A 25,594-nucleotide genomic window follows, 5' to 3' on the forward strand; every position below is an offset into this window, starting at 1 on the left:
AGGAAAAGCAAACGTTTCAGATTTATCTATTGGAAAGTATGAGTTAGTAGAAGTAGAAACACCAGCAGGCTACAAACCACTAGAAAAGCCAGTTTCATTCGAAATTACAAAAGGTATGACGAAAGTCTTATCATTGCAAGTAGAGAATGAACAGTTAGACAAAGGTTCAGTGGAGATTACAAAAATGGCTGCTGAAAGCAAGGAAGTCTTATCAGGAGCTGTGTTTGAAGTTCATGATGAAAAGGGAAAAATAGTAGTGAAAGTAACAACAGATAAAGATGGAAAGGCAAAAATCACAGATCTATCTGTAGGTAACTACACACTAGTAGAAGTAGAAGCACCAAAAGGATATGAAAAATTAACTAATCCAATTCCATTTGAAATTACAAATGGAATGATAAATGCAGTTCAATTAGAAGTATTAAACAAATTGAATCATTTAGCGCCACCAGGCCCAGAAACACCAGATCCAGAAAAACCTGGAACACCAGATCCAGAAAAGCCTGGAACACCGAATCCAGAGAAACTTGAAAAAGAATTACCGAAGACAGGGCAGAAAATGCCTGTGGAACCATATATGGGAGCACTTCTTGTAATGATGAGTTTTGGATTACTCATATTAGGTAGAAAACAGCAGAGATAATAAAGGTGAAAAGGTATCCTCAAAGTATTTGAGGATACCTTTTTTAGCATAAAAAAAAGCATCTAGCAAAAGTACTAGATGCAAATAAAAACACAAGGGAAGACAAAATTCTTCCCTTTTCCCGTATGTAATTATATCAAAAAATTTATAAAAAACTAGCTATATTTAAAATATAATTTTTAAAAAAGTTATATACATAAATAATTGCAATACGCGCAGTTTTATCTTTCTGAAAAATCTATTTCTTTATTTTTGAATATTAAGACTAATGTTGATAAATCTTCAGATAATTAGAAAAAATATCCGAAAGGATATATAATATTGCTTAATAAATAATTTTAATGAATTACGTATATTTCATTTGGTGTATTAATTGAATATCATAATTTTTAATTTTATTAAGCAAGAATCTCGGTTACTTATTGCATTTCTAACATAGGGTGAGATAGAAAAATACAATAGTGTGGAGGTTTTTATAATGACGTTTGTTCTTAGTAAAATGAGTGGCTTTAGCATAGAAGAAAAGGTACATGAATTTGAATCTAAAGGATTCCTTGAAATCTCAAATGAAATCTTTTTACAAGAGGAAGAGAATCATCGTTTATTAACACAAGCACAGTTAGATTATTATAATTTGGAAGATGATGCGTACGGTGAATGCCGTGCTAGATCTTATTCAAGGTATATAAAGTATGTTGATTCACCAGATTATATTTTAGATAATAGTAATGATTACTTCCAATCTAAAGAATATAACTATGACGATGGCGGGAAAGTTAGACAGTTCAATAGCATAAATGATAGCTTTTTATATAATCCTTTAATTCAAAATATCGTGCGCTTCGATACTGAATTTGCATTTAAAACAAATATAATAGATACAAGTAAAGACTTAATTATAGGTTTACATCAAGTAAGATATAAAGCTACTAAAGAAAGACCATCTTTTAGTTCACCTATTTGGTTACATAAAGATGATGAACCAGTAGTGTTTTTACACCTTATGAATTTAAGTAATACAGCTATTGGTGGAGATAATTTAATAGCTAATTCTCCTCGGGAAATTAATCAGTTTATAAGTTTGAAGGAGCCTTTAGAAACTTTAGTATTTGGACAAAAGGTCTTCCATGCCGTAACGCCACTTGGAACAGAATGTAGTACGGAGGCTTTTCGTGATATTTTATTAGTAACATTTTCTTATAAGGAGACAAAATGAGAGAGAATAAAATAATTATGATTTCTGGAGCCAATAGCGGTATAGGTCATGCTTGTATAAAATACTTTTTAGAAAAATCATTTCATGTAATAGCGCTTGATATTAATAATAATAATTTAATAGATTATATGAAAACAGATATGCCTTTGAAAGTAGTGCAAATTGATTTAAGTAATAGCGAAGCGATTCATAATCTTTTTACTCAATTAGATTTAGAAAAGCTTTCTCCTGATATATTAATAAATGCAGCTGGTATTCGAGAGATAACACCTGTTTTACATTTATCCGATGATATGTTTAAAAAAGTAATTGATGTAAATTTAGTAGCCCCATTTATCCTTTCTAGGGAAGTAGCTAAGCGATGGTGTGAATCGAAAATAAAAGGTTGTATTGTGAATATAGCATCGGTTTCTGGATTAATGGCTGAACCAGAGCGAGCTGCTTATGTTGCATCAAAGCATGCTTTAATCGGATTGACTAAACAGATGGCTATGGAATTTGGGAAGCAAAATATAAGGGTGAATAGCATTTCTCCCGGTGTTATTAGAACTGAACTTACAGAAGAATACTTTAGTAATACAGCCTTGATGTCTATGATAAAAAGTAATCAATCTTTAGATACTTGGGGGTTGCCGCAGGATATTGTTTCATGTATTGAGTACTTGATTTCTGATCAGGCCCGCTTTATTACTGGTTCTAATTTTGTAATTGATGGTGGTTGGACTGCTGGGAAAAATTTATAATTGAGTGTTTTTGAGGAAAAGCACCTGTCCTTTTTTAGGCTGGTGTTTTTCTCACTATAAACCGAGTTTTTATTGGAGGAGGATTAATTTGCTTCAAAAAAGTTTTAAGCAAGAGAAAACGGTACCGGCTTTAAAGATGATAGCATCAATGGTTATCTTTGGATCAGTTGGATTTTTTTCAGTTCAAACAAACTTACCTTCGTTTGAATTAGTGTTTGTAAGGTGTATTTTTGCGACAATATTTTTAAGTGTATGCTGGTTGCTTACAGGGCAATATAAACAAGATAAATGGGAACGAAAAGAAGTTATTCAAGTTTTAATATGTGGCTTTTTCTTAGTATTTAATTGGGTTTTCTTATTTAAAGCCTTTGAAAATATGTCAGTTACAATTGCTATCTCGGTTTATCATCTTGCACCAGTAATTGTACTGTTAATTGGAAGTATCGTCTTTAAAGAAAAATTAACATTAATATCTATCATTTCAATAGTTGTGTGTTTTGCAGGAGCTTTATTAATTGCTGGTATCGATGGAAGTTTCTCTGTCGGTTCATTAATGTCTTCAGGTATGATATGGGGATTTCTTGCAGCTCTCTTTTATGCATTTACAACTTTATTTGGTAAAGGGATTAACAAAATGAGTGCGTATGCAATGACATTTTTACAAACATTCTTGGGGATATTTCTTTTAATACCATTTATAGATTTAGATGCTTTTAGTGGCCTCACTCAAAGTAATTGGACATATATTATAGCTACTGGTTTTATTCACACAGGGATAGTATATTATCTGTTTTTTGATAGTTTACGCTATTTATCTACAAAAACAATCTCAATATTAGTTTTTTTGGATCCGGCAGTGGCAATATTATTAGATACTGTACTTACTGGATTCCGTCCAACTTTAATGCAAATAACAGGAATTCTTTTTATTTTTATTGGTATGACTTTAACATTAAAAAAATCTAAAGATAAAAAACTGAGCCAAAAAGAAAAGCGAATTGAAAGCGATGCTAGTATATCTCAACAATAATGAAATATATTGTGTATAAAACGATAAACCTTACATGAATCATGTAAGGTTTATTTTAGTTCAATATAATTCATATTTATAATATATAATTTTCAAAACTGAGGTATGTTTTTCTTTAATATGCTTTTGATTCATATATTTTTATTTGACTATAAATTTACAAAAATGTATATGAAATCTTATTTTTGATAATATATAAGTAATAAATTCATAGAATTGGAGTGATGAGATGCAGCCGTTAGAAAGGGAGATTCATTCTAATATGCTGAAAGTGTGGCGAATTCACGCTTTAATTGGGACGGCAGTTATACTAACAGTCGTAATTGCGTATTTCTTTTTTATGATTAACTTTAACTGGTGGGGCTGGTTGTTTGGACTATTAGTAACAGGAGCTATTACATTTATACCACTTGATTATTTTGTGTTTCCAAATTTACGTCAGCGCTATTATAGTTACAGATTAAATGAAGAAGAGATTGAGATTCAAAAGGGAATGTTCGTTGTAAAACGCGTACTTATTCCGATGATCCGTGTGCAGCACGTAACGATTGAGCAAGGGCCGATTATGAGAAAGTATAATTTAGCAGAATTACACATTTCAACAGCCGCAACTTCTCATAGTATTCCAGGTTTAACGAAAGAAGAAGCAGAACAGCTAAAAAGACAAATTGGAGAACTTGCGAAAGTGAGTGATAAGGATGTATAAGAGGCAACATCCGATTACGATATTGTTAGGTATTAGAGTTGCGAGTTTGTTGCCACTTATTATTCTTGTTTTATTTAAACCTGATGAACAAGTGGAACCTTGGTATTTATTTTATCTTTTCCTTCTGGTTGTTTTATTCATCATGGCTATTTTTTCAGCAATTAAATGGTATTTTAAAGTGTACTGGATTGAGAATAATATTTTACATATAAAGCACGGTGTTTTTGTAAAGAAGGAAAGTTATTTAAATAAAGAACGTGTGCAAAATGTTAGTACGTCTTCTAATGTCATTTATCAGATGCTTGGGCTTATGAAGTTAAATATAGAAGTAGCGGGTGGTGGTAGTGAACCAGAAGTGATGTTGGCTGGTATTAAAGAAGACGAGGCAAAACATTTAATCTCTTTATTACATAAGAAAGAAACTACTGTAAAAGAAGAAATAGAAGAGGAAGAAAGCAAGACGGTTTATCAGTTAACAGCGAAAGAGGTTTTAGCAGCAGCGATTACATCTGGTCGGTTCGGACTAGTGTTTTCTGGACTGGTACTTCTTTACACAAAGTTTGATTTTGTTCTTCCTGAAGGATTCACAAGTAAAGTAGAAGCGTATGTGATGGGAAACGGTGTTTATAAACTAATTGTAATAGCATTAATTTTAATGGCAATTTCATGGATTATTTCCACGGCTGGATATGTGTTGAAATATGCAAACTTTAAAATTGAGCGAAAAGGGGAAGAAATTCGTATCGTTCAAGGGTTATTTGAAAAGAAAGAGTTTGTCTTAAAATTGCACCGAATTCAAGCGATTACTGTAAAAGAATGTATGCTTCGCCAGCCATTTGGTTATTGCGCTGTTGAAGTGGAAGCAATTCACAGTATTGGAGCAGCAAGTAATGAAGTGATGCTGCATCCTTTTATGAAGAAAAAAGATGTACAGCACCTGCTCACATATTTAGAGTTACCTTATGAAATTGAAGCGGAGATCGCTCACTTACCAAAAACAGCGTTGCGTCGTTATTTCATTATGGGCTGGTTAATAAGTATCATACTCACAGTTCTAATTGCTAGCGTGAGTATATATTTAAAACAATATATTGCGTTATTTTTTATTTTACCGTTATTTATCGTGTTTTCGTTACTTGCGTATGCTAGATATAAAAGTGGCGGTTATGAATTAAGAGAAAATCAACTAACGGTTGTATATCGTAATTTTTCGAAATATACAGGAATAATGCGAAGAAGACATGTTCAAGCAGTAGGTTATAATCAATCGTATTTTCAAAGAAAGGATGAATTATGTACAACTCTTGTAGCGGTAGCTGGGCGGGGTTATGAAGTAAAGCATATGAGAAAAAAAGATTCACTTCGTATATATAATTGGTACAAAGAAAAAGGAAACACCGGTGTGTAATGGTGTTTCCTTTTTGTGTCATGATTTGTCGATAAGTCGATATATTCGAAGAATCGCTGATATAATTCGAGTTGCGCCGATATATTCAGAAAAACGCTGATATAATTCGAGTTGCGTTGATATATTCGAAGAATCGCCGATATAATTTCACATACCGTGGTTTCCGAACTCCAAACTCAAAAAAATTAAACTAACACATCAAAAGTAGTCACAAAAGAAGGGCGAGAGAAAATACTCTTTTGCTGTTCCGCATGTGGATGCGCTTGAGTCTGAGGTTTTCCTTCTGCTTGCGTGGGACGTTTTTTATGAGCGTTTTCGAATGAACGTGATTCTGTCCAGTCTTTAAAGTTTTGCTCTGTTTCCCACATCGTTAAGATGACATATGTATCGTTGCTTAATGGGCGTAGAACGCGGATCGCTTGGAATCCTGGTTCGTTTTCGATAAGGCCTGCGCGGTTTTTAAAGCGGTTTTCAAATACAGAGCGACCTTCGTCTGTTACAGAAATGTTGTTACAAACGATATAGCCAGGTTGTCCTTTGAATTCACCGACAGCATCTAGTACGTCATACTGAAGTGAACCTTCTACTAATTCTTCTGTATTTTCTTTATAAAACATATCTTTTTCATTATTTTTTGCAGTGAAATGTGCTTGTTCTAGAGGTGTTTCGTATGAAATAATAGCCTTCATTTTAATGCCCCCTTACTAGTTTGTTTCTATTATATCAACTCTCTTAAAAAACTTCGAAGATTATATACATAAAGATACTTCTTTTTCAAATAATAAATGTACCATCATTTGGAAAGAAGGACGATGTATGAAGAAAGTAAAGTGGACTTTATTAGGCGGCGTCGCAACGTTCGTAGTAGCGATTGTACTCTATAAACTTATCGTGTTAGCTGGTGGCTATATGATGGATGAAAAGCAGCTCGTTTTCCACTCTTCATCACGTATCGTTGACCAGAAAGGGAAAGAAATTACGAAATTATATGTAGAAAATAGAGACCTCGTACCGATCGAGCAAATTCCGAAGTATGTGCAGCAGGCGTTTGTTGCGGTGGAAGATTCTCGTTTTTATGAGCATCAAGGGATTGATTATCCGTCTATATTCCGGGCTCTTTATAAAGATACGTTAGCTAGAGAGAAGGTAGAGGGCGGTAGTACCATTACGCAGCAACTCGCTAAAAACGTCTTTTTAACTCGTGAAAAAACATTTACGCGCAAATTGAAGGAAGTCGCAATTTCTCTTCAATTAGAGCAAAAATATACGAAGCAACAAATTCTTGAAATGTATATGAATCATATTTATTTTGGTCATGGGGCTTACGGCATTCAAGCGGCAGCAAAGTTGTATTTTAATAAAAATGTTGAGGATTTAACAGTAGAGGAAGGGGCAATGCTTGCAGGCCTTCCGAAGTCACCAAACGGATATTCACCGTACTATTCTGCAGAGAAGAGTAAGGAACGCCGTGATCTAGTGTTGTCACTTATGCATAAACAAGGCTATTTGACTGCAGAAGAAAGCGTTCGTTATCAAGGGAAGACAATTGCTCTATATAAAAATTTAGATGAGAATGAGCTTGCATATATGCCGTATATTGATATGGTCATAGATGAAGCCGCTCGTTTATACGGATTGTCTCATCAAGAAGTACTTCGCGGAGGATATACGTTTGTCGTACCTATGGATGAAAAGATTCAAAAGGTAGCATATAACCAGTTTCAAGATGCAAGGAATTTCCCTGGGAAAGAAGAGGGGGCGCAAGGTGCTTTCTTATTAATGGATAATCGTACGGGAGGGATTAAAGCGGCGATTGGGGGAAGAAAGTACGTCCCGAGAGGATTTAATCGTGTTTTTGCCAAAAGGCAGCCTGGATCTGTTTTAAAACCACTTATCGTTTATGCACCAGCACTAGAAACGAAAAAGTATAATCCGTATTCTTTATTAACGAATGAAAGAAATTCTTTTGAAGGGTATGAACCTCGAAATTATAATCATGAGTATTCAAAAGAAATGACGATGTATGATGCGATTTTAGAGTCGGCAAATGTACCGGCAGTTTCTTTATTAAATGAGTTAGGGGTAGAAGAAGGAAAGCAATATTTAGAAAAAGGAAATGTTCATATTGCAGATGCTGGTTTAAGTACAGCGCTTGGCGGATTGAAAAATGGCGTTTCAACATTTGATCTTGTAAAAATGTATCGTTCATTTTTAGCAAATGGAAATATTATCGAGCCGCACGTTATTGATAAAGTATTAAACAGACACGGTGCAGTCATTGGGGAATCTCCAAAAGTAGAGACGAAAATCTTCTCGAAGCAGACAGCATGGTATATGACGAAAATGCTAGAAGGAGTTGTGAAGGAAGGGACAGCGAGAGTTGGTGTATATAACGGTGCGCTAGCTGGAAAAACGGGTACAACTTCATTGCCAAATGACGATAAGGGAGCAAGAGATATGTGGTTCGTTGGTTATACACCGAACTTAGTAGGCGCTGTTTGGATTGGTTATGACCGTACGGATAAGGAGCATCAATTGCAAGGAGAAAGTGCATCTGCGACAAAATTGTTTAAGAAAATTTTAACGAAGGCTAATGTAGAACATAAAGAGAAGTTTATGAAGCCTGAAGGTGTGGAAACAATCGGCGCTCCGATTCGGCTGCGCAAAATTGAAGATGTAAAAATGAAACTATCATTTAGCCCTTTCGGTTTATTTAAAGCAAAATTAAGCTGGACGCCACTTCCAGATAACAGAATTATGTACCGAATCTATAGAGTGGAGAACGGAATTCATACGCATGTTAGCACTGTAAATGGTGCTGGGGAATATGAGGAAAAGTTCGTTAACATATTTTCAAAACCGAGCTTTTACGTTGTACCATATAATACACAAACGAATCGTGAAGGAGAAAAGTCAAAAGTAGCTAAACCATAGTTTTTCTCTGTGTTATAATAAGAATGTTGTGAAAATAGTAAGCGTTTTTAAGAATGTTTGTGTCAATTTAATGAACAACGTACATAATATTATGCATTTTGTTTTTACAAGCTGTATAGTAAAAAAAGATAAATATCGAACGTATTCGAAGCATTGGTAAGGAAGGGAGCAAGGGTCTTGGTAAGAACTATAAATGAGACATTTTTAAAAGCATGTAGGGGGGAACGTACCGATTATGTACCAGCATGGTATATGCGTCAAGCAGGTCGTTCACAGCCGGAATATAGAAAGATTAAAGAAAAGTATTCTTTATTTGAAATTACACATAATCCAGAGTTATGTGCTTACGTTACAAAATTGCCGGTTGATCAATATAACGTAGACGCAGCAATTCTTTATAAAGATATTATGTCACCACTACCTGCAATTGGTGTGGATGTAGAAATTAAATCAGGTATTGGCCCAGTTATTGATAATCCAATCCGTTCTTTACAAGACGTAGAAAAACTAGGGGAAATCAATCCAGAAGATGACGTACCGTACATACTAGATACAATTCGTTTATTAACGACAGAAATGTTAGACGTACCGTTAATCGGTTTTTCAGGAGCTCCATTTACATTAGCGAGCTATATGATTGAAGGCGGTCCATCTCGTAACTACCATAATACGAAAGCGTTCATGTATGCAGAGCCAAAAGCTTGGTTCGCTTTAATGGATAAACTAGCAGATATGGTTATTACATATTTAAAAGCGCAAATAAACGCAGGAGCAAAAGCAGTTCAAATTTTCGATTCTTGGGTTGGAACAGTAAATGTAGCAGATTATCGCGTATTTATTAAACCAGCAATGGAGCGTATTTTTGCAGAAGTTCGTAAGATGGGTGTACCGATGATTATGCACGGCGTAGGAGCTGCACACTTAGTGAATGAGTGGCACGACTTACCGCTTGATGTAGTCGGCTTAGACTGGCGCTTACCGATTGAAGAAGCACGTGCACGTGGCGTTCATAAGGCGGTACAAGGTAATATGGACCCTTCATTCTTACTTGCACCATGGTCTGTTATTGAAGAACATGTAAAAGGTATTTTAGATCAAGGGATGAAACAGCCGGGTTATATCTTTAACTTAGGTCACGGTGTATTCCCAGAAGTAAATCCGGATACATTAAAACGTTTAACTACATTTATTCATGAATACTCTAAAGGGCAGTTAGCGAAGTAAAGGAGAATTGCTGTATGAAAAAGAAAATTGGTTTGCTTGTAATGGCATACGGAACGCCATATAAAGAAGAAGATATTGAACGTTACTATACACATATTCGCAGAGGAAGAAAGCCAAGTCCTGAAATGCTGGAAGATTTAACAGAGCGTTACCGTGCAATTGGTGGTATTTCTCCTTTAGCTACTATTACATTAGAGCAAGCTAAGAAGTTAGAGAAGCGTTTAAATGAAGTACAAGATGAAGTAGAGTACCATATGTATCTTGGCTTAAAACATATTGAACCGTTTATTGAAGATGCGGTGAAAGATATGCATAACGACGGAATACAAGATGCAATCGCACTTGTTCTTGCACCTCACTATTCTACGTTTAGCGTGAAATCATACGTTGGACGAGCACAAGAAGAAGCTGAGAAACTTGGAAACTTAACAATTCACGGCATTGATAGCTGGTATAAAGAGCCAAAATTCATCCAGTACTGGGTTGATGCAGTGAAAGGCATATATAACGGTATGTCAGATGCAGAGCGTGAAAAAGCAGTATTAATCGTATCTGCACATAGCTTACCAGAGAAAATTATTGCAATGGGCGATCCATATCCAGATCAATTAAATGAAACAGCGGATTATATCGCGCGCGGAGCTGAAGTAGCAAACTATGCAGTAGGCTGGCAAAGTGCAGGAAACACACCAGATCCTTGGATTGGTCCAGATGTACAAGATTTAACGAGAGAACTAAATGAAAAGCACGGTTATACTTCATTCGTATATACACCAGTTGGATTTGTTGCGGAACATTTAGAAGTTTTATATGACAACGACTTTGAGTGTAAAGTTGTAACGGATGAAATTGGTGCGAAATATTATCGTCCAGAAATGCCAAATGCATCGGACGCATTTATTGATTGTTTAACAGATGTTGTATTAAAGAAAAAAGAATCTGTACTGTAAGAAGAAAGGGGGAGCCTGCTTGAGGAAAAAAGTTGTGATCGTCGGCGGAGGTATTACTGGATTAACAGCAATGTATAACTTACAAAAAAATATTCATGAAAAAAACTTGCCGATTGATACATTACTTATAGAAGCATCGGGTAAACTTGGCGGAAAAATTCAAACCGTTCGAAAAGATGGGTTTACAATTGAGCGCGGACCGGATTCTTTCTTAGCACGAAAAGAAAGTGCAGCTAGATTAGTGAAAGAATTGGGTCTCGGCGATGAACTTGTAAATAATCAAGCCGGTCAATCATTTATCCTCGTAAACAATCGGTTACATAAAATGCCGACTGGATCAATGATGGGAATTCCAACGCAAATTACGCCGTTTCTATTTTCCACTCTGTTCTCCCCAATTGGTAAACTAAGAGCTGGTTTTGATCTATTAATGCCGAGGTCAAAGCCAGTATCTGACCAATCACTCGGACAATTTTTCAGACATCGTCTTGGAAACGAAGTGGTTGAAAACTTAATAGAACCGTTACTATCGGGTATTTATGCAGGGGATATTGATCAAATGAGCTTAATGTCAACATTCCCGCAAATGTATCAGATTGAGCAGGAACATCGCAGTATTTCACTCGGTATGCGTATGCTCGCTCCGAAAGAAGAGAAAGCTGAACCGAAAAAGGGAATGTTCCAAACAGTGAAAACAGGTTTAGAATCTATCGTAAAATCTCTCGAAGTAAAGATGCATGAAGGTACGATAATAAAAGGAACTCGCATTGAAAAAGTTGCAAAACAGGGTGATGGTTATACAATTACTCTTAGTAACGGAAAAGAAATAGAAGCGGACGCCATCGTAGTGGCAACTTCGCATAAAGTATTGCCGTCCATGTTTGCTCAGTACAAGCAGTTTCGTTTCTTCCGTAATATTCCATCCACATCCGTTGCGAATGTGGCACTTGCTTTCCAAAAGTCTGCAATCCAGCGTGATATTAATGGTACAGGATTTGTCGTATCACGAAATAGCGATTACACCATTACAGCATGTACGTGGACGCATAAAAAATGGCCGCATACAACGCCAGAAGGAAAAACACTCCTTCGTTGCTACGTCGGGCGTGCTGGTGATGAAGCGGTTGTAGAACAAACTGAAGAAGAACTCGTTCAGCTCGTACTAGAAGATTTACGAAAGACGATGGACATTACAGAGGATCCAGAGTTTACAATCGTAAGTCGCTGGAAAGAAGCGATGCCTCAATATACAGTAGGCCATAACGAGCGAATGAAACAGCTCACAACATTTATGGAGAAAGAGTTGCCAGGTATATACTTGGCAGGTAGCTCCTATGCTGGCGCTGGACTTCCAGACTGTATTAATCAAGGTGAGGAAGCTGCAAAGCGTGTATTATCTCATTTGGAGAAAGTAATAGATGCTGAATTAATCGCACAATAAATTATAATAAACGAAACGCCTTCAATCATATTGAAGGCGTTTCGTTTATTATATAAAATACTTATTCGCCAATAAACATATATAAGTTATTTGGCTTTATAACAGCATCTCCTGCATAAATAACCCACTCTGTTAAGTTATCAAAATCTAAATGATAACTATTTCCTTCACTCATATCTTCTATGAAATATGGTTCATTAATGAGTATTCCTTGAATGAAATCTTCCGTAATGTTTTGCATTTCAAACCACATATGTTCACTTTTTCCTTCTTCGTAGGAGACACCAAACTTAGCAAGGAAACGAAAATCTTCATTTGATTGTTCAATGTGAAAAATGTTGCTGAAATACCCAAAAGTATTTTTCGCATTGTAAGCCATACGATCGGTTTCACTATTTGTTTTATAGAACATGAGCCCTGTAGCTTCCTCGTGTTCTTTGAAAAAACTTTCAATATATTCTTCTGAAGTATTAAATTTGAATAAGAGAACGGATGGAGATTGATGGTATTCATCTCGGGCATCCATTCCGCCTAAGAATGTATTTTGTGCATCTATTGGTTGTAATTTCACTTCTTCATCCTCGATTGAAGATAATTGGTCCATACTCGTTTTATGCCCTATATAAGATAATCCTTTTTCCCACGGAACAGCGACTGTATGTATAGAACCTTGCTGACTATGCGCGATAACGATAGGCTCATTCATAGGGACTTGTCCATTCTCAACGGCATTATTAGCAAATGTTTGAAAGAGATCGCTAATGCCGTAGTAGGAAGAAATGCGATTTGGAATAATTAACTCTATTTCAGTTACGCCTGCTCTTAAAAGACCATGTGTATGAAACCAATATTGCGTAGGCTCACCGTCTTTATCGTCTTCATAAACGGAATGAATAACGTATAAGTCAGGAATGTCAGGTAATAATTCATTTTCAACGTGATATTCAATATAGCTTCTAGATATCACTTTCATTGCTGCACTTGAATCGATTACAAATAACAAATCTGGGGCGAGATTCCATAAGAACTGTAACTGCTGGAAAAAGCAGTCCAGTACATCGCCTACAAATAGCGTACGAGTGAAAATTTCAGTGCCGAAAGCTGCATCTTCAAAATTACGATCTACGATTGTAGCATCTTGTCTATTGTACATTTTATATCCTTCTGGATCGTTCGGTTCATCAATATGCAGTTCATACGGTATGACTGTTTCACCCATATGTAATTCAACAATAAGGCTTGTCTCATCACTATAAACAATTTTTAAATCATCAACTTTAGTAGCGATCGTTTCTAGTCGCTGTTTTAACTGCTCAATTGTAATTCTAGTTGGTATAACGGCAATCATATCTGAAAAATGACGTTCTAATGTTCCATTCATAGCTGCGCGGTATGTTTCTGTTTGCACTTCCATCCAATCACTCCTATTCAAATGAATCCATTTTACATGCCAATTAAATGTCGATATTTTCTGTTTTCTCTCTCTAACATTATAGAGTGTATTTGTAGAAGGTGTAAAATTATTATTTTGTATTATAGTTTGAAAGCTTGTAAATTAAATAAATCTTTTGTAAAATTTGTCGAAATATAGTTCTATATAACGAATCATTTGTTATGATAGAAATGCTGAGAAAATATGAAATAGAGAGAGGAAAATGGCTGTGAAGAAATTGTTAAGTGTCTTTTTATCATTCTTGCTATTGCTTTCCTTTACTGGAACTTTAGCGCAAGCAGAAGAAACTGCTTCTATGTCAGTAGAAAAAGCAATTCAAGTATTTAAGCAGCAAGGGAAAACGAAGGGGATAGTAGAAGGATATATTGTTGGATATACGCAAAGTTCTTCTAAATATACGAAGGATCCAGCTAAGTTTGATGATACAAACGTAGCAATTGCAGATTCGCCAAACGAAACGAATCCAGACAAAATCATGCCCGTTCAGTTACCGAAAGGTGATGTGAGAACGGCAGTGAATGTAAAAGATCACCCTGAAAATATCGGGAAGAAAGTTAGTTTGACTGGGACCCTTGAATTATATTTTAGTAACCCAGGTCTAAAATCAGTAACAGCTTATAAGTTTCAAGGTGAAGGACAAAACCGTGTTAGCGATGTAGTAGCTTCACCGAACGGTGGAGAAGTTGCTAAAGGAACAGCGGTAACATTAACGACGAATACAGAAGGCGCAACAATCTACTATACGTTAGATGGCTCTAATCCTACTAATAAAAGTGTTCGTTATAATGGACAAATTATAGTGAATGAAAATAGTGTAGTGAAAGCAATCGCAGAAAAAGAAGGACTTATTCCTTCAGCAATTTCGACATTTTCATTTATTATCGTAAATAATGAACAGGTTCGTATTCATGACATTCAAGGGAAATCACATATGTCTCCTTACAACGGGAAGAAAGTAAACAATGTGGAAGGCGTTGTCACAGCGCTTGATAAAAACGGCTTTTATATAGAAGATAATCAGCCAGATAATGATCCAGCTACTTCAGAAGGTATGTACGTATATAAAAAAGATGTGAATGTAGCAGTAGGAGATCTTATTCAAGTTGATGGAGTAGTAGAAGAATATGTTGGACCAGGATATGCAGAGCGATTTGAAACAGACTTAACGACGACTGAAATTAAAGCGAGCCGCGTTGCTGTAATCGCAAAAGATCAATCTTTGCCAGCACCGATTGTACTTGGGGAAAACGGTGTGAAAATCCCGGACCAGATTATTGATAATGATGCATTTGGTTTATTTGATCCAAATGAAGATGCAATCGACTTCTATGAAAGTATAGAAGGTATGCGTGTTACGATGCCAACACCAAAAATTATTACACCTCAGAAAAACGGAAATTTATATGTAACAGTAAAAAATGGTGGAGATAAAATAGTAACACAATATGGCACACCTCTATTAGATGAAAATCAATTAAACCCAGAGCGCCTTTCTGTAAAAGTACCTCGCGATTATGTAGCAAAAGTAGGAGATACTTTTACTGGAGATATAACAGGGGTAGTAGGATATGATTACGGTTCTTTCCGTATTTCGCCAATAACAGAACTGCCAGCTGTAGTGGATGGTGGATTTAAGCAATTAGGGGCAAATATTCAGCCACGTCTTGATAAGTTAACGGTTGCTACATATAACATTGAAAACTTCTCGGCGAATAAAAAAGAAACAACAGATGAAAAAGTAAAAGCGTTAGCGTATTCTATTAAATACAATTTAAAAATGCCAGATATTATCGGTGTAGAGGAAATGCAAGATAATAACGGATCAATTAATGACGGTACAACAGATGCGTCATTAAGCGCAAAACGTATCATTGATGCAGTTCTAGAAATTCGTGGACCGAAGTATGAGTATGTAGAAATCGCTCCAAACAATAATCAAGATGGAGGAGCACCAGGAGCGAATATTCGCGTCGGCTTCTTCTATAATCCATCACGCGTGAAATTAGCGACGGTACCGAAGTTACTTGATAAGAATGTTGTTCGTATTGGAGACGAAAATCCATTGTTTGAAAGTACACGTAAACCGCTAGCGGCAGAATTTACGTTCCAAGGACAAAACATTGTTGTCGTTGCAAATCACTTAAACTCAAAACTAGGAGATGCAACGCCATTTGGAAAAGTGCAGCCGCTCGTATTAAAGAGTGAAGACAAACGAATTCAGTTAGCACAAGAAGTAAATTATTTCGTGCAAGGAATTCAGAAAAAGAATACAAATGCACCAGTTGTTGTGTTAGGTGATATGAACGATTTCGAATTCTCTAAACCACTAAAAACACTAGAGGGAACAATCTTAAAAGATATGTTAAACACAGTGCCGAAAGAGAATCGTTACACGTACATTCACGAAGGAAATGCACAAGTGTTAGATCATATTTTAGTAACAAACAATATCGCACCACACACAATTGTAGACCCAGTACACTTAAACTCAAACATTATGAAAGAACACGGACGTGTAAGTGACCACGACCCAGTACTTGCTCAAATTGATTTGAAGAAGGCTTCTTAAAGTGGGGAACGCTTAGGTGACTAAGCGTTCTTTTTTTGCATCGTTATAGAATAGTATAAAGAGATGATTCCTTTTTTTGTAATCTAATGATAAAATTGATTGAATATTTAGTTTTTAATAAGGGGGACAACAATGCAGTTACAAATAAATGGAAAGGTAATGAATCAGTTTGCAATTTTTTTTAGTACGATCATCATGCTTCAGTTTGTAGCTGATATAACAGGACTTACAAGCAATCTAGATATTACGTATAACTTAATACATACAGCAGCTTCTTATATAACATTTAGTTTGGCGGTTATTTTCACTTTAATAGGTGCAAGAAGAGAATTAAGTAAATATGCAATTGTTTCATTATGTTTAGTTGTAGGTATTAAAGCAATTTATTTTGTAGCGGTCGTTATTTTATGGGGGTTGGCAGGTACGCCATAAGTGAATAGTAAATAAACCCTAATTTCCAATATAGTAAGGAAATTAGGGTTTTATTATACTTGAAACGCTTTTCTACACCGCTCTCTTTTTTGCAGTCTTCTTTTATATTTTTTTCTATCCCGCTTTACTCCTTGTATATACATAAGTAAGCTAACGAAAAGGAAGAAAGCACATTGCGTCATTAAAATATATGGTGACATGCCTTGCAATGGTTGTTTCGGATCATATAAATGAAAAGGTGCTCCGCCTATTGAAGGAAGTATTGTATTTAGCAGGACGTAAGGAATGGAGGCGGCTGCAAATGGAAAGAGAATTGCCATATAGTCTTTTTGTGACCATACAGATGCAGCAAGTCCTAAAAGGGCCATTAAACCTGCAAATAAAAAATTAATTCCGATATATACAGCAATGTAAGTGAGAGGCGCATCAAAATATAGGTTTGCGAACATTCCATCAGCATTTATGATGCCTGAACCAACCGTAGGTGTTCCGTCTGGAATGGTTAATTTGCAAAATAATAACGATAAGATGAATGGAAGTGTATAAAGAAATCCTCCGCAAAAAAACGTAACGATATATTTCGCTACTGAATAAGGAAATATAGAAATCCCCTTACTCACAAACGGTTTAAAACCATCGGACTTATCCGAATTGTAACTTGTACTAAAGGGGAAACTCGCAATAACTGGCATTAATAATAAATAAACATCCATTTCATTGTCGCGAAATCCAATCCATTTTAAATCTGTTGATATAGGACCATTTGCTGCGTTTCCTAAATAACGAATTACATAATAATAGTGATAAATGCAAATAAGAACGAATCCACTAAGCATCATAATTAAAGAAATACGACTACAAAAAGCTTGCTTTATATTTAAACGAAGTGCACGCATCATGACTGAAAAAGCCTCCACTGTTTTGATAAACTTGTCTATTTTCTATATTACTATTAATTGTAAAGATTTTCTTGTTTTTTTATTTGATTATTTGAAAAAGAGGAATTTTGTTGTTGTGAAGTAAGGTTTAGCTGAAATTAATTTTTCTAAAATATGGTTGACAATTAAGTATTACATTTGTAATCTTAATTATAGATTACAAATGTAATACTTAGGAGTGAAACATACGATGACAAATCAATTACCTAAAATATCTGAAGCGGAATTAGAAATTATGAAAGTACTTTGGTCGAATTCTCCGCAAACAGCGAATGAAATTATAGAAGAACTGGAAGATGCAATGGACTGGAAACCGAAAACAATCCGCACATTAATTAATCGATTAGTGCAAAAGGAAGCCGTTTCTTACCATCAAGATAAAGGGCGTATGTACGCTTATTACCCGTTAGTATCACAAGATAATTATTTGCAAGTGGAAACGAAATCTTTACTAAAACGTTTTTGCGGTGCAGCGTTTAAGCCATTACTTGTTAATTTCTTAAAAGAGGAGAAATTATCTTCAGAAGATATTAATGAATTAAAACGCATTTTAGATGAGAAGACAGAGGAGAATAAGAGGAAGGATCGATAAAAATGATAAACACGCTTATAAATGTATACCTTCCTCATTTTTTTGATTGGCTTATAGAAACGTCACTTATGGCTAGCATATTAGTCGGATTTATTTTATGTATAAAAGTTCTATTTAGAAATAAATTAACCCCCCGGTGGCAATATATGCTGTGGATCGTATTAATGATAAGACTCCTTTTACCGTGGTCGCCAGATAGCTCTTATAGCATTTACTCATTACTTTCTTATAGTTCTAGCGTATCGGAAGTTATTCCAAAAAATATGCCGGCTACTGAGAATATAGTGAACATAGAAAGCGACCGAAAAGTGGAATTGGAATCAAATTCTAAAATGGTGACAAAAACTAGCGAACCGGAAGTAAAAGTCAGTTCGGAAAAACAGACTACATTTTCTTTATACAAACTTGCTTTGTATGTGTGGCTAGCTGGGGTAATCATATTAGCAGCCATCACGTTTCTTACAAATAGACGTTTATATTCTTACATAAAGAAACAACCGGATATTACGGACGAACAGGTCACTACAGTGTTTAATCGCTGTAAGCAGTCTATGAAAATGAAGAAGGCAGTTTCATTACGTCTTGCAGGAAAGATTGCAAGTCCAACGGTTTTTAGTTTCTTTCGCCCGAAAGTATTACTATCAAAAAAACATATGAAAGTATTAAATGAACAACAATTACAATATGTCTTTTACCATGAGTTAGCTCATATTAAGAGAAACGATGTAGCTGTAAATTGGATTATGTACAGTTTAATCCTATTAAATTGGTTCAATCCAATTCTTTGGTACGCCTATTTTTGTATGCGAGAAGATCAAGAATTAGCCTGTGATGCATATGCACTTACTTTTATAGATAAAGAGGAGCAAATTGCATACGGTCATACAATTATTACCCTTTTAGAACACTATTCCTATCAAGTACCAAGCCTAGCAAATTTAAGTAGAAATAAACGAACACTAAAAAGGAGAATCATTATGATTAAAAAATTCCAAAAGAAATCGTATCGTCTTTCTTTACTCGGAGTTATTGCGATAGCAGCTATAGCAGGCGGATTTTTATTAAATGCAAGGATAACTGAGGGAGATGAAAGACAGAAGGAAAAGGTTGTAGAAAACAAGCAATATAAACCTGCATTTGAAAAAGCGATAGAAACAGTATATGGTACACCAGAGAATGCAAGTAGAGAATGGGGTATGTCGATAAAATCATATAAAAGAGATACAGATTTTTTGTATTTGGCAGAAAAGAATTTTACAAAAGAAGAATTTGAACAATATGTCCAATTATTTAAAGAGGCTAGCGAAATTCAGAAAAAAGCAATGGTTAAGAAAAATGTGCCTGAGAATTATGATGGAGATACAAAGGAATATAAACCTGAACGCTTGAAGAAAGCTGATCAAGAAAGACTAGCTACTATTCAGAAGAAATTAAAACCTTTTGATGATAAATTGCAGAAGTCTTTAACATATACTATGGAAGAAGCAAAAGAACATGTACCGTATCAAATTAAGCAGCCGACTTATATACCTGAAGGTTATGAGTTAAAGAGAGAGTGGGCTGACTCATATTTTGGAAGAGATGTAGAATTAGTTATTAAATCAGAATATACAAAAGGAAAATATGGTTTTACGATTTATCAGTCAAGGATGTATATGGATGGTAATGGTAATGGCACTAAGGATCCGCTACACTATATGATGCCTGGAGTAGAGAATCTAGAAAGTTATAGTTTAGACGGGAAAGAAATGGTATATAATAAATCTTCTCATGGAGAGGGGAAGTTAAGAGGCCTTAAAATGTTTGTACCAGCACAAGGTAAGAATAGTGATTATCAAATTGTCATAGTGAATGATATTTTTACAAGAGATACAAAGATATACGAAGAGATAATCGATGATGAGCTAACTAAGAAAGAAATGGAGAAAATATTACTTTCTATGTCAAAATAATAGACAGTGTTCTTAAACCTTTGGTTTTAAGAACACTGTCTATTTTATTAAATTTCTAGTGGGATCTAGTCAGCAATTATTTATGAATATATTCTAGCTTTCCATACAAGTATACTTTTTGATAAACTATGGACAGTATGATATAACTTGACTGGAATTTTTTATACTGGAAATAATAAAAAGAGAACTTGTATAGAATGTAAGCGTGTGGTAATATCAAAGATGTACTGATTGACTATATTATCCAATCGGTCATTTTTGGAGGTGACAATGTGGCGATAGATCGAAAACGTTCTATTATTGAAGCTGCAACAAAGTCTTTTTCAGCGTTCGGTTATAAAGCAACAACGATGGATCAAGTAGCGAAGTTAGCGAATGTAGGAAAAGGAACGATTTATACTTTTTTCAAAAATAAAGAAGAGCTATTTGGTGAAATTATTTCTAATTTAATTACAGAAATGAAGCAAGTTGCAGAAAATGCAATTCGTTCAGATGTTTCATTTTTTGAAAATGTACATAGAGCATTATATAGCATCTTGGAATTTAGAAAAGAACATCAGCTCATGATTAAATTAATTCAAGAAGAGCGCGATATGGGAACGAAAGAAGTACAAGAAGTGATGCAACAAGTTGATGTGGAAATCGTTTCTGTTATTCAATCGTATTTAAAAATTGCGATTGAAAAAGGTGAAATTAGCAAATGTGATCCAGAAATTACAGCATTTATTATGCTTCGTCTATATGTATCGCTTATTTTTGATTGGGAAAAAAATCACGAACCGCTAGAAAAAGAAAAAATTGCAGAGTTATTTGAACTTTATTTACTAAAAGGATTGTCAAACTAAGATAATCCTTTTAATTTTATAAAAAATGACCAAATGAACAATGCGGTCATATATTTAAGTTAAGGGGGGATATAGAAAAATTATAATCATAATAAGAAAAAGTTGCATAGTAATAAATTCGGGGATAAGGCATATGTATGAACAAGTATAGCCTTTTTGTTTGGGTAAAAATGACTATATGAACATTTTGGTCATTTTATAAAAGGGGGAGAAATTATGAAAGGGAATCAGTTACTTCGGAAAGAGTTCACGGAAATTATAAAAAGTAAAAAAATATTAATTCCAATTATTGCGGTCTTATTCGTACCGATTTTATATGCAGGGATGTTTTTGTGGGCCTTTTGGGATCCGTATAAACAGTTAGATGACTTACCAGTTGCAGTAGTCAATTTAGATAAAGGCGCAGTATTTGATGGGAAATCAATTGAGGTCGGAAAAGGGCTCGTTGATAATTTAAAAGATAATAAAAGTTTTAAATGGGAGTTCGTAAGTGAAAAAGAAGCGAAGAAAGGAATGGAAGGTAGAAAGTATTACATGTTAGTGCGCATTCCAAATGACTTCTCAAGTAACGCTACAACGTTACTAAAAGACGATCCGAAGCCATTAAACTTAGAATATATTCCAAACGAAAGTTTGAACTTCTTATCTTCACAAATTGGCGGAACAGCCATTGAAAAAATTAAAGGTGAAGTAGCAAGCACGTTAACGAAAACATATGCAGAGAAAATGTTTGATTCCATTCAAGACGTCTCAAAAGGATTAGCAGAAGGGGCGGAAGGAGCAAATAAACTACACGACGGATCAAGTGAGCTGCATGATGGTTCAAGTAAAGTGACGGATGGCCTTCATACACTGCAAGGGAAGTCTGGGGAGATGAAGGATGGAGTTCAGAAATTAGCAGATGGATCTAATAAATTACAAGATGGCTCCGGAAAAGTGACAGCAGGTTTAAATACGTTAAATAGCAAAAATGGTATAGAGAAATTACAAGATGGATCTGGGAAAGTAACAGACGGTTTAAATATGTTAAATAGCAAAACCGGTGAAATGCAAAAAGGAATTAGTGAATTGCGTGATGGATCTGAGAAAGTAACGAACGGTCTGAGCATATTGGTAAGTAAAACAGGTGAATTACAAACAGGAACAACAGAACTATCAAATGGTATGGAAAAACTTGCGGGAGGGCAAAGTCAATTAGAGAAAGGTTCTCAAGAGATTCAAAAGGGTTTGCAAGAGTTAAATAATAAAGTACAAAACTCTGTTGCAGGATTAGGGGAAATGCAGTCGAAAGTTCCTTCTATATTAAATACAGTAACTGAGAAAATAGATGGAGCTGGAGAAAATGTAAATCAGCTAAATGAACTCACTCAATCAACAGCAAGGGATGCAAAAACAGCAGTGCAAGATGTAGCAAATTTACAAAAGCAAATTGAAAGTTTACCAAAAGAATATCAAGAGCAGTTACAGCCATTTATAACAAATGCGGTAAAAAGTACGGCGACAGTTCAACAGAAAGCTGCTGGAGTAGCAGGCGGAACAAATAAATTAAATGAAGAAGTAAAACAATTAAAAGGTGAAATCAGTGAAAAGACAAGTGGGATGCAAAGCAAAATGCCGAATCCAGAAGAGGTGGGAAATTTAACGAGTGGTATTAAGACATTAACGAATGCACAAAACGAATTTGTAAGTAAGTTTCATGGATTAGGTGAAGGATTAGGTAATGCTAAAGTAGGTGCAGATAAATTAAAAAACGGATCAGGGCAATTAATTGATGGGGTAAATCAATTGTTTGATGGATCTGGAAAGGTAACAGGCGGTTTAGGAACGTTATCTGTAGGAGCAAATCAAATGGCAGGTGGGATAAATCAATTAGCGGACGGTTCAAGTCAAGTAACAGGTGGTTTAGGTACATTATCTGTAGGAGTAACCAAATTAGCAGATGGCTCAAATCAAGTAACAACTGGTCTGGGCGATTTAAATGGTGGCCTAAACAAAATGTCAACTGGCTCAACCCAGCTAATCGACGGCGTAAATAAACTAGCAGACGGATCAGGGAAAGTAACGGATGGCCTCGTAAAAGTAAATGATGGTTCCGGTGAACTTGCTGAGAAACTTGGCGAAGGGGCAGAGAAAACTGGTGAAGTGAAAGGGACGGATAAAACGTATGATATGTTTGCAAGTCCTGTAAAAGTGAAGACAGAGAAAATGGCGGAAGTTCCTAACTACGGAACTGGATTTACGCCGTATTTCTTATCACTCGGTTTATTTGTTGGGGCATTATTATTATCTATCGTATACCCATTACGTGATACAGTAGGCGTTCCAAAATCAGGATTTAGTTGGTTTATTAGTAAGTTCGGTGTTTTACTATCAGTTGGTATTATTCAAGCGATAGTAGCAGATGTTATATTACTGTTCGGATTAGGTGTAGAAGTACAAAGCATTCCATACTTCATACTCTTTAGCATCATTACAAGTTTAGCCTTTATCGCATTAATTCAATGTTTAGTAACAGCATTTGGTGATGCAGGCCGTTTTATCGCCATCATCACATTAATTATGCAGCTTACAACAAGTGCCGGAACATTCCCACTAGAATTGATTCCGAAGTTTTTACAACCATTCAATGCTTGGTTACCGATGACATACTCTGTATCAGGATTGAAAGCAGTCGTATCGAGTGGAGACTTTGACTTCATGTGGAAAAACATAGGAATACTCATGATTTTTATCGTTGTATTATCATTTGGAACAATCGTTTCTTTAACTTTGATGCACAAACGAAAATTTAAAAATGTGCTTGAAAATCAATCGGTTGAAGCGTAGATAAAAGCACCTTTTTGGTGCTTTTTTATTTTAATAGAGGGCATCTTTTCCTTAGTTCATCTATAAGTCTTTCTAAAAGCTATAGAAACGAAAGAAAAGGAATTACAACAATTTACAGAGAAACATAGGGTAGAGGAGCTGATATGATGAAAGGCAATCTTACTTATTATTTTATCGTAAATCCGCTAATAATCTTTCTTGTTTATGCCCTTTCACCTATATTGTTTGATAAAGAAGTATATACAAGTATGAAAGATGCATTTGGAATACTTACGTTCTACTATGTGTTAATGGGTGGATATTACTTTATTGATATTTTAAGTGAAAAGATAAAGAAAAAAAGTGATGGAGGATAAAAAATGACTGAAAGTGAAATGAAATTCCGTGATACGACCATTCGTAACTTTTTCGATAAAGAGGATCGTTTAAAATCGATTCCAGGTCAAAAGAAGAAGAAACTAGTATTGTTAGAGCATTTAATTAGCAAGTTAGATGCTGGAAATCAATATACAGAAAAAGAAATTAATACATTTATAAAACAATATCATGATGATTTTTGTACAATTAGACGTGAATTTATTGTACATAGGTTTATGGATAGAGAGGATAATATGTACCGTATAAACGGGAGAGAAGTTTGGACGAAGTGGGAGGAGTTAAAATAATGAATCAGCGAGGGGATCCCCGCTGATTATAAGCCTGTGCTAGTCTTGCTGTTTCTTTGTAGTAAGTCTATGAACGCTTCAACATTCGAACTTGTAATGTACCCAAGCGTTATATATTCATCTTCATAGTAAAATATTATTTTTTTGTCAAAGATTCTTCTCTTCGTTTCTATGGATAGAATTTTTTCATAATCAAATTCGGCAATGAATGTGTTTTTATATTGGCTAAAAAAGAGAAGTCTTTGATTAGTAGCAAGTAACATGCCAGGATACGGGACTTTATGCGTAATCATATAGCCAGTAAGTGAACATTTTAAAGTAGATAAAATCTTTTCTTCTTTATGTAATAGTTGTTTTGCAGCTGTTAAGATTGGATTCATTGCATACATTCCTTTTATTTTGATGTATGAATATTGTATCAAGAGTAAAAAGATTCTCAATATGCAATATTGCATATTGGACGTTTTATAGTTTTAATATTATTTTTTAAAAGAAAAAGTACGAGGTGATTCAATGATACGATTAGCAAAAGAGGCTGATGCAGAAGCAATAATGAACATTAGAAAAGAAATTATATTATCGGAAAATACTACAAAGTTTTTCATAGTATCCCCGAAGAAGTTACCGAATGATATGAATGCAGAAAGAGAAAAGATACGGAAAAGCAATGAGAAAGGAAATCTTTATATCGTGTATGAAGTAGATGGGAAGGTAGTTGGCTTTTTAATTTTCAACCGATATGAACTAGAACGGTTACAACACGCAGGCACAATGGGAATGGGGATTAAAGAGGCGTATTGTAATCAAGGCATCGGTACGAAATTAATTGAATTTCTTATTAGTTGGGCTAAAGGGCAGAAAGGTTTAGAGAAAATTTGCTTAGGTGTAGTTTCTGTTAATGATCGGGCAATTAAAGTGTACAAACGTATGGGTTTTGTAGAAGAAGGAAGACAACGAAAGCAAATTAAATATGAAGATGGATCATATGGAGATGATGTATTGATGGGCTTTTATATTAAATAAAGAA

At 35.0% G+C, this 25,594-nt stretch carries 23 protein-coding genes; 19 read left to right on the forward strand and 4 right to left on the reverse strand.

Annotation, left to right across the window (positions count from 1 at the left end; translation table 11 throughout):
* The 6 genes from HMPREF2590_RS11565 to HMPREF2590_RS11590 all read left to right on the forward strand — a co-directional run.
* Window positions 1-643: MSCRAMM family protein (locus HMPREF2590_RS11565; protein ID WP_141763534.1), on the forward strand; the 643-nt coding region annotated here is incomplete at its 5' end.
* A 478-nt stretch (window positions 644-1,121) separates the two neighbouring features.
* Entirely contained in the window at window positions 1,122-1,859 is a 738-nt protein-coding gene (locus tag HMPREF2590_RS11570; protein WP_000144820.1) for a 2OG-Fe dioxygenase family protein, read from the forward strand.
* Window positions 1,856-2,602, forward strand: coding sequence for an SDR family NAD(P)-dependent oxidoreductase (locus HMPREF2590_RS11575; RefSeq protein WP_001208941.1), 747 nt, complete (start codon window positions 1,856-1,858; stop codon window positions 2,600-2,602). The genes HMPREF2590_RS11570 and HMPREF2590_RS11575 overlap by 4 nt, the downstream gene beginning before the upstream one ends.
* An 88-nt stretch (window positions 2,603-2,690) precedes the next feature.
* Window positions 2,691-3,632 (forward strand): DMT family transporter, encoded by a 942-nt coding sequence (locus HMPREF2590_RS11580; protein WP_000939630.1) that lies wholly within the window; start codon window positions 2,691-2,693, stop codon window positions 3,630-3,632.
* 229 nt (window positions 3,633-3,861) lie between these two features.
* Window positions 3,862-4,338, forward strand: a complete 477-nt coding sequence (locus tag HMPREF2590_RS11585) for a PH domain-containing protein (protein WP_001182725.1) — start codon at window positions 3,862-3,864, stop codon at window positions 4,336-4,338.
* On the forward strand, window positions 4,331-5,746 hold the full coding sequence (locus HMPREF2590_RS11590; RefSeq protein WP_000278148.1) for a PH domain-containing protein: 1,416 nt from the start codon (window positions 4,331-4,333) through the stop codon (window positions 5,744-5,746). The genes HMPREF2590_RS11585 and HMPREF2590_RS11590 overlap by 8 nt, the downstream gene beginning before the upstream one ends.
* Window positions 5,747-5,931: 185 nt before the next feature.
* On the opposite strand, the gene hmoB is transcribed toward HMPREF2590_RS11590, so the two are convergent.
* Window positions 5,932-6,435: a heme-degrading monooxygenase HmoB gene (gene hmoB, locus HMPREF2590_RS11595; protein ID WP_000644071.1), complete on the reverse strand. Its 504-nt coding sequence runs from the start codon at window positions 6,433-6,435 to the stop codon at window positions 5,932-5,934.
* Window positions 6,436-6,562: 127 nt separating this feature from the next.
* On the opposite strand from hmoB, the gene HMPREF2590_RS11600 reads away from it, so the two are divergent.
* From HMPREF2590_RS11600 to hemY, 4 genes are all read left to right on the forward strand, one after another.
* Window positions 6,563-8,680 carry a transglycosylase domain-containing protein gene (locus HMPREF2590_RS11600; protein WP_000756297.1) on the forward strand — a complete coding sequence of 706 codons (2,118 nt, stop codon included), beginning with the start codon at window positions 6,563-6,565 and terminating at the stop codon, window positions 8,678-8,680.
* 177 nt (window positions 8,681-8,857) lie between these two features.
* Window positions 8,858-9,904 carry a uroporphyrinogen decarboxylase gene (gene hemE, locus HMPREF2590_RS11605; RefSeq protein WP_000252605.1) on the forward strand — a complete coding sequence of 349 codons (1,047 nt, stop codon included), beginning with the start codon at window positions 8,858-8,860 and terminating at the stop codon, window positions 9,902-9,904.
* Window positions 9,905-9,918: 14 nt separating this feature from the next.
* Window positions 9,919-10,854 (forward strand): ferrochelatase, encoded by a 936-nt coding sequence (hemH, locus tag HMPREF2590_RS11610; protein ID WP_000726780.1) that lies wholly within the window; start codon window positions 9,919-9,921, stop codon window positions 10,852-10,854.
* Window positions 10,855-10,873: 19 nt separating this feature from the next.
* Window positions 10,874-12,295 carry a protoporphyrinogen oxidase gene (hemY, locus tag HMPREF2590_RS11615; protein WP_001228111.1) on the forward strand — a complete coding sequence of 474 codons (1,422 nt, stop codon included), beginning with the start codon at window positions 10,874-10,876 and terminating at the stop codon, window positions 12,293-12,295.
* A 61-nt stretch (window positions 12,296-12,356) separates the two neighbouring features.
* On the opposite strand, the gene HMPREF2590_RS11620 is transcribed toward hemY, so the two are convergent.
* Window positions 12,357-13,709: a DUF4026 domain-containing protein gene (locus HMPREF2590_RS11620; RefSeq protein WP_000453718.1), complete on the reverse strand. Its 1,353-nt coding sequence runs from the start codon at window positions 13,707-13,709 to the stop codon at window positions 12,357-12,359.
* Between the two features lie 241 nt (window positions 13,710-13,950).
* Between HMPREF2590_RS11620 and HMPREF2590_RS11625 the strand changes: the two genes are divergently transcribed.
* Both HMPREF2590_RS11625 and HMPREF2590_RS11630 read left to right on the forward strand, forming a co-directional pair.
* A complete protein-coding gene (locus tag HMPREF2590_RS11625; RefSeq protein ID WP_050821708.1) occupies window positions 13,951-16,317 on the forward strand; it encodes a DUF6359 domain-containing protein in 2,367 nt (788 codons plus the stop codon).
* A gap of 132 nt (window positions 16,318-16,449) precedes the next feature.
* Window positions 16,450-16,749: a hypothetical protein gene (locus HMPREF2590_RS11630; RefSeq protein WP_001176844.1), complete on the forward strand. Its 300-nt coding sequence runs from the start codon at window positions 16,450-16,452 to the stop codon at window positions 16,747-16,749.
* Between the two features lie 53 nt (window positions 16,750-16,802).
* Here HMPREF2590_RS11630 and HMPREF2590_RS11635 read toward each other — a convergent pair whose 3' ends face one another.
* The gene (locus HMPREF2590_RS11635; protein WP_000984174.1) at window positions 16,803-17,648 is read right to left on the reverse strand and encodes a hypothetical protein; all 846 of its coding nucleotides are present in this window, start codon (window positions 17,646-17,648) and stop codon (window positions 16,803-16,805) included.
* A 229-nt stretch (window positions 17,649-17,877) separates the two neighbouring features.
* On the opposite strand from HMPREF2590_RS11635, the gene HMPREF2590_RS11640 reads away from it, so the two are divergent.
* The 6 genes from HMPREF2590_RS11640 (at window position 17,878) to HMPREF2590_RS11665 (ending at window position 24,567) form a co-directional block, all read left to right on the forward strand.
* Window positions 17,878-18,279 (forward strand): BlaI/MecI/CopY family transcriptional regulator, encoded by a 402-nt coding sequence (locus HMPREF2590_RS11640; RefSeq protein ID WP_000184503.1) that lies wholly within the window; start codon window positions 17,878-17,880, stop codon window positions 18,277-18,279.
* Window positions 18,280-18,281: 2 nt separating this feature from the next.
* Window positions 18,282-20,231 carry a M56 family metallopeptidase gene (locus HMPREF2590_RS11645; RefSeq protein WP_000611130.1) on the forward strand — a complete coding sequence of 650 codons (1,950 nt, stop codon included), beginning with the start codon at window positions 18,282-18,284 and terminating at the stop codon, window positions 20,229-20,231.
* A 272-nt stretch (window positions 20,232-20,503) separates the two neighbouring features.
* Window positions 20,504-21,076, forward strand: coding sequence for a TetR/AcrR family transcriptional regulator (locus tag HMPREF2590_RS11650; protein WP_000963378.1), 573 nt, complete (start codon window positions 20,504-20,506; stop codon window positions 21,074-21,076).
* Between the two features lie 216 nt (window positions 21,077-21,292).
* Window positions 21,293-23,902, forward strand: coding sequence for a YhgE/Pip domain-containing protein (locus tag HMPREF2590_RS11655; RefSeq protein ID WP_070861402.1), 2,610 nt, complete (start codon window positions 21,293-21,295; stop codon window positions 23,900-23,902).
* 143 nt (window positions 23,903-24,045) lie between these two features.
* Complete coding sequence (locus tag HMPREF2590_RS11660; protein ID WP_001986098.1) at window positions 24,046-24,258, forward strand: hypothetical protein; 213 nt, start codon at window positions 24,046-24,048, stop codon at window positions 24,256-24,258.
* A gap of 3 nt (window positions 24,259-24,261) precedes the next feature.
* Window positions 24,262-24,567, forward strand: coding sequence for a DUF2087 domain-containing protein (locus tag HMPREF2590_RS11665; protein WP_000140286.1), 306 nt, complete (start codon window positions 24,262-24,264; stop codon window positions 24,565-24,567).
* Window positions 24,568-24,593: 26 nt separating this feature from the next.
* Here the strand turns inward: HMPREF2590_RS11665 and HMPREF2590_RS11670 are convergent, their stop codons facing one another.
* Window positions 24,594-24,947: a PH domain-containing protein gene (locus tag HMPREF2590_RS11670; protein ID WP_001068220.1), complete on the reverse strand. Its 354-nt coding sequence runs from the start codon at window positions 24,945-24,947 to the stop codon at window positions 24,594-24,596.
* 133 nt (window positions 24,948-25,080) lie between these two features.
* Between HMPREF2590_RS11670 and HMPREF2590_RS11675 the strand changes: the two genes are divergently transcribed.
* On the forward strand, window positions 25,081-25,590 hold the full coding sequence (locus HMPREF2590_RS11675) for a GNAT family N-acetyltransferase (protein WP_000620019.1): 510 nt from the start codon (window positions 25,081-25,083) through the stop codon (window positions 25,588-25,590).
* Window positions 25,591-25,594 lie beyond the last annotated feature (4 nt).

It is taken from the genome of Bacillus sp. HMSC036E02, assembly GCF_001836235.1.
Classification (GTDB): Bacteria; Bacillota; Bacilli; order Bacillales; family Bacillaceae_G; genus Bacillus_A; species Bacillus_A cereus.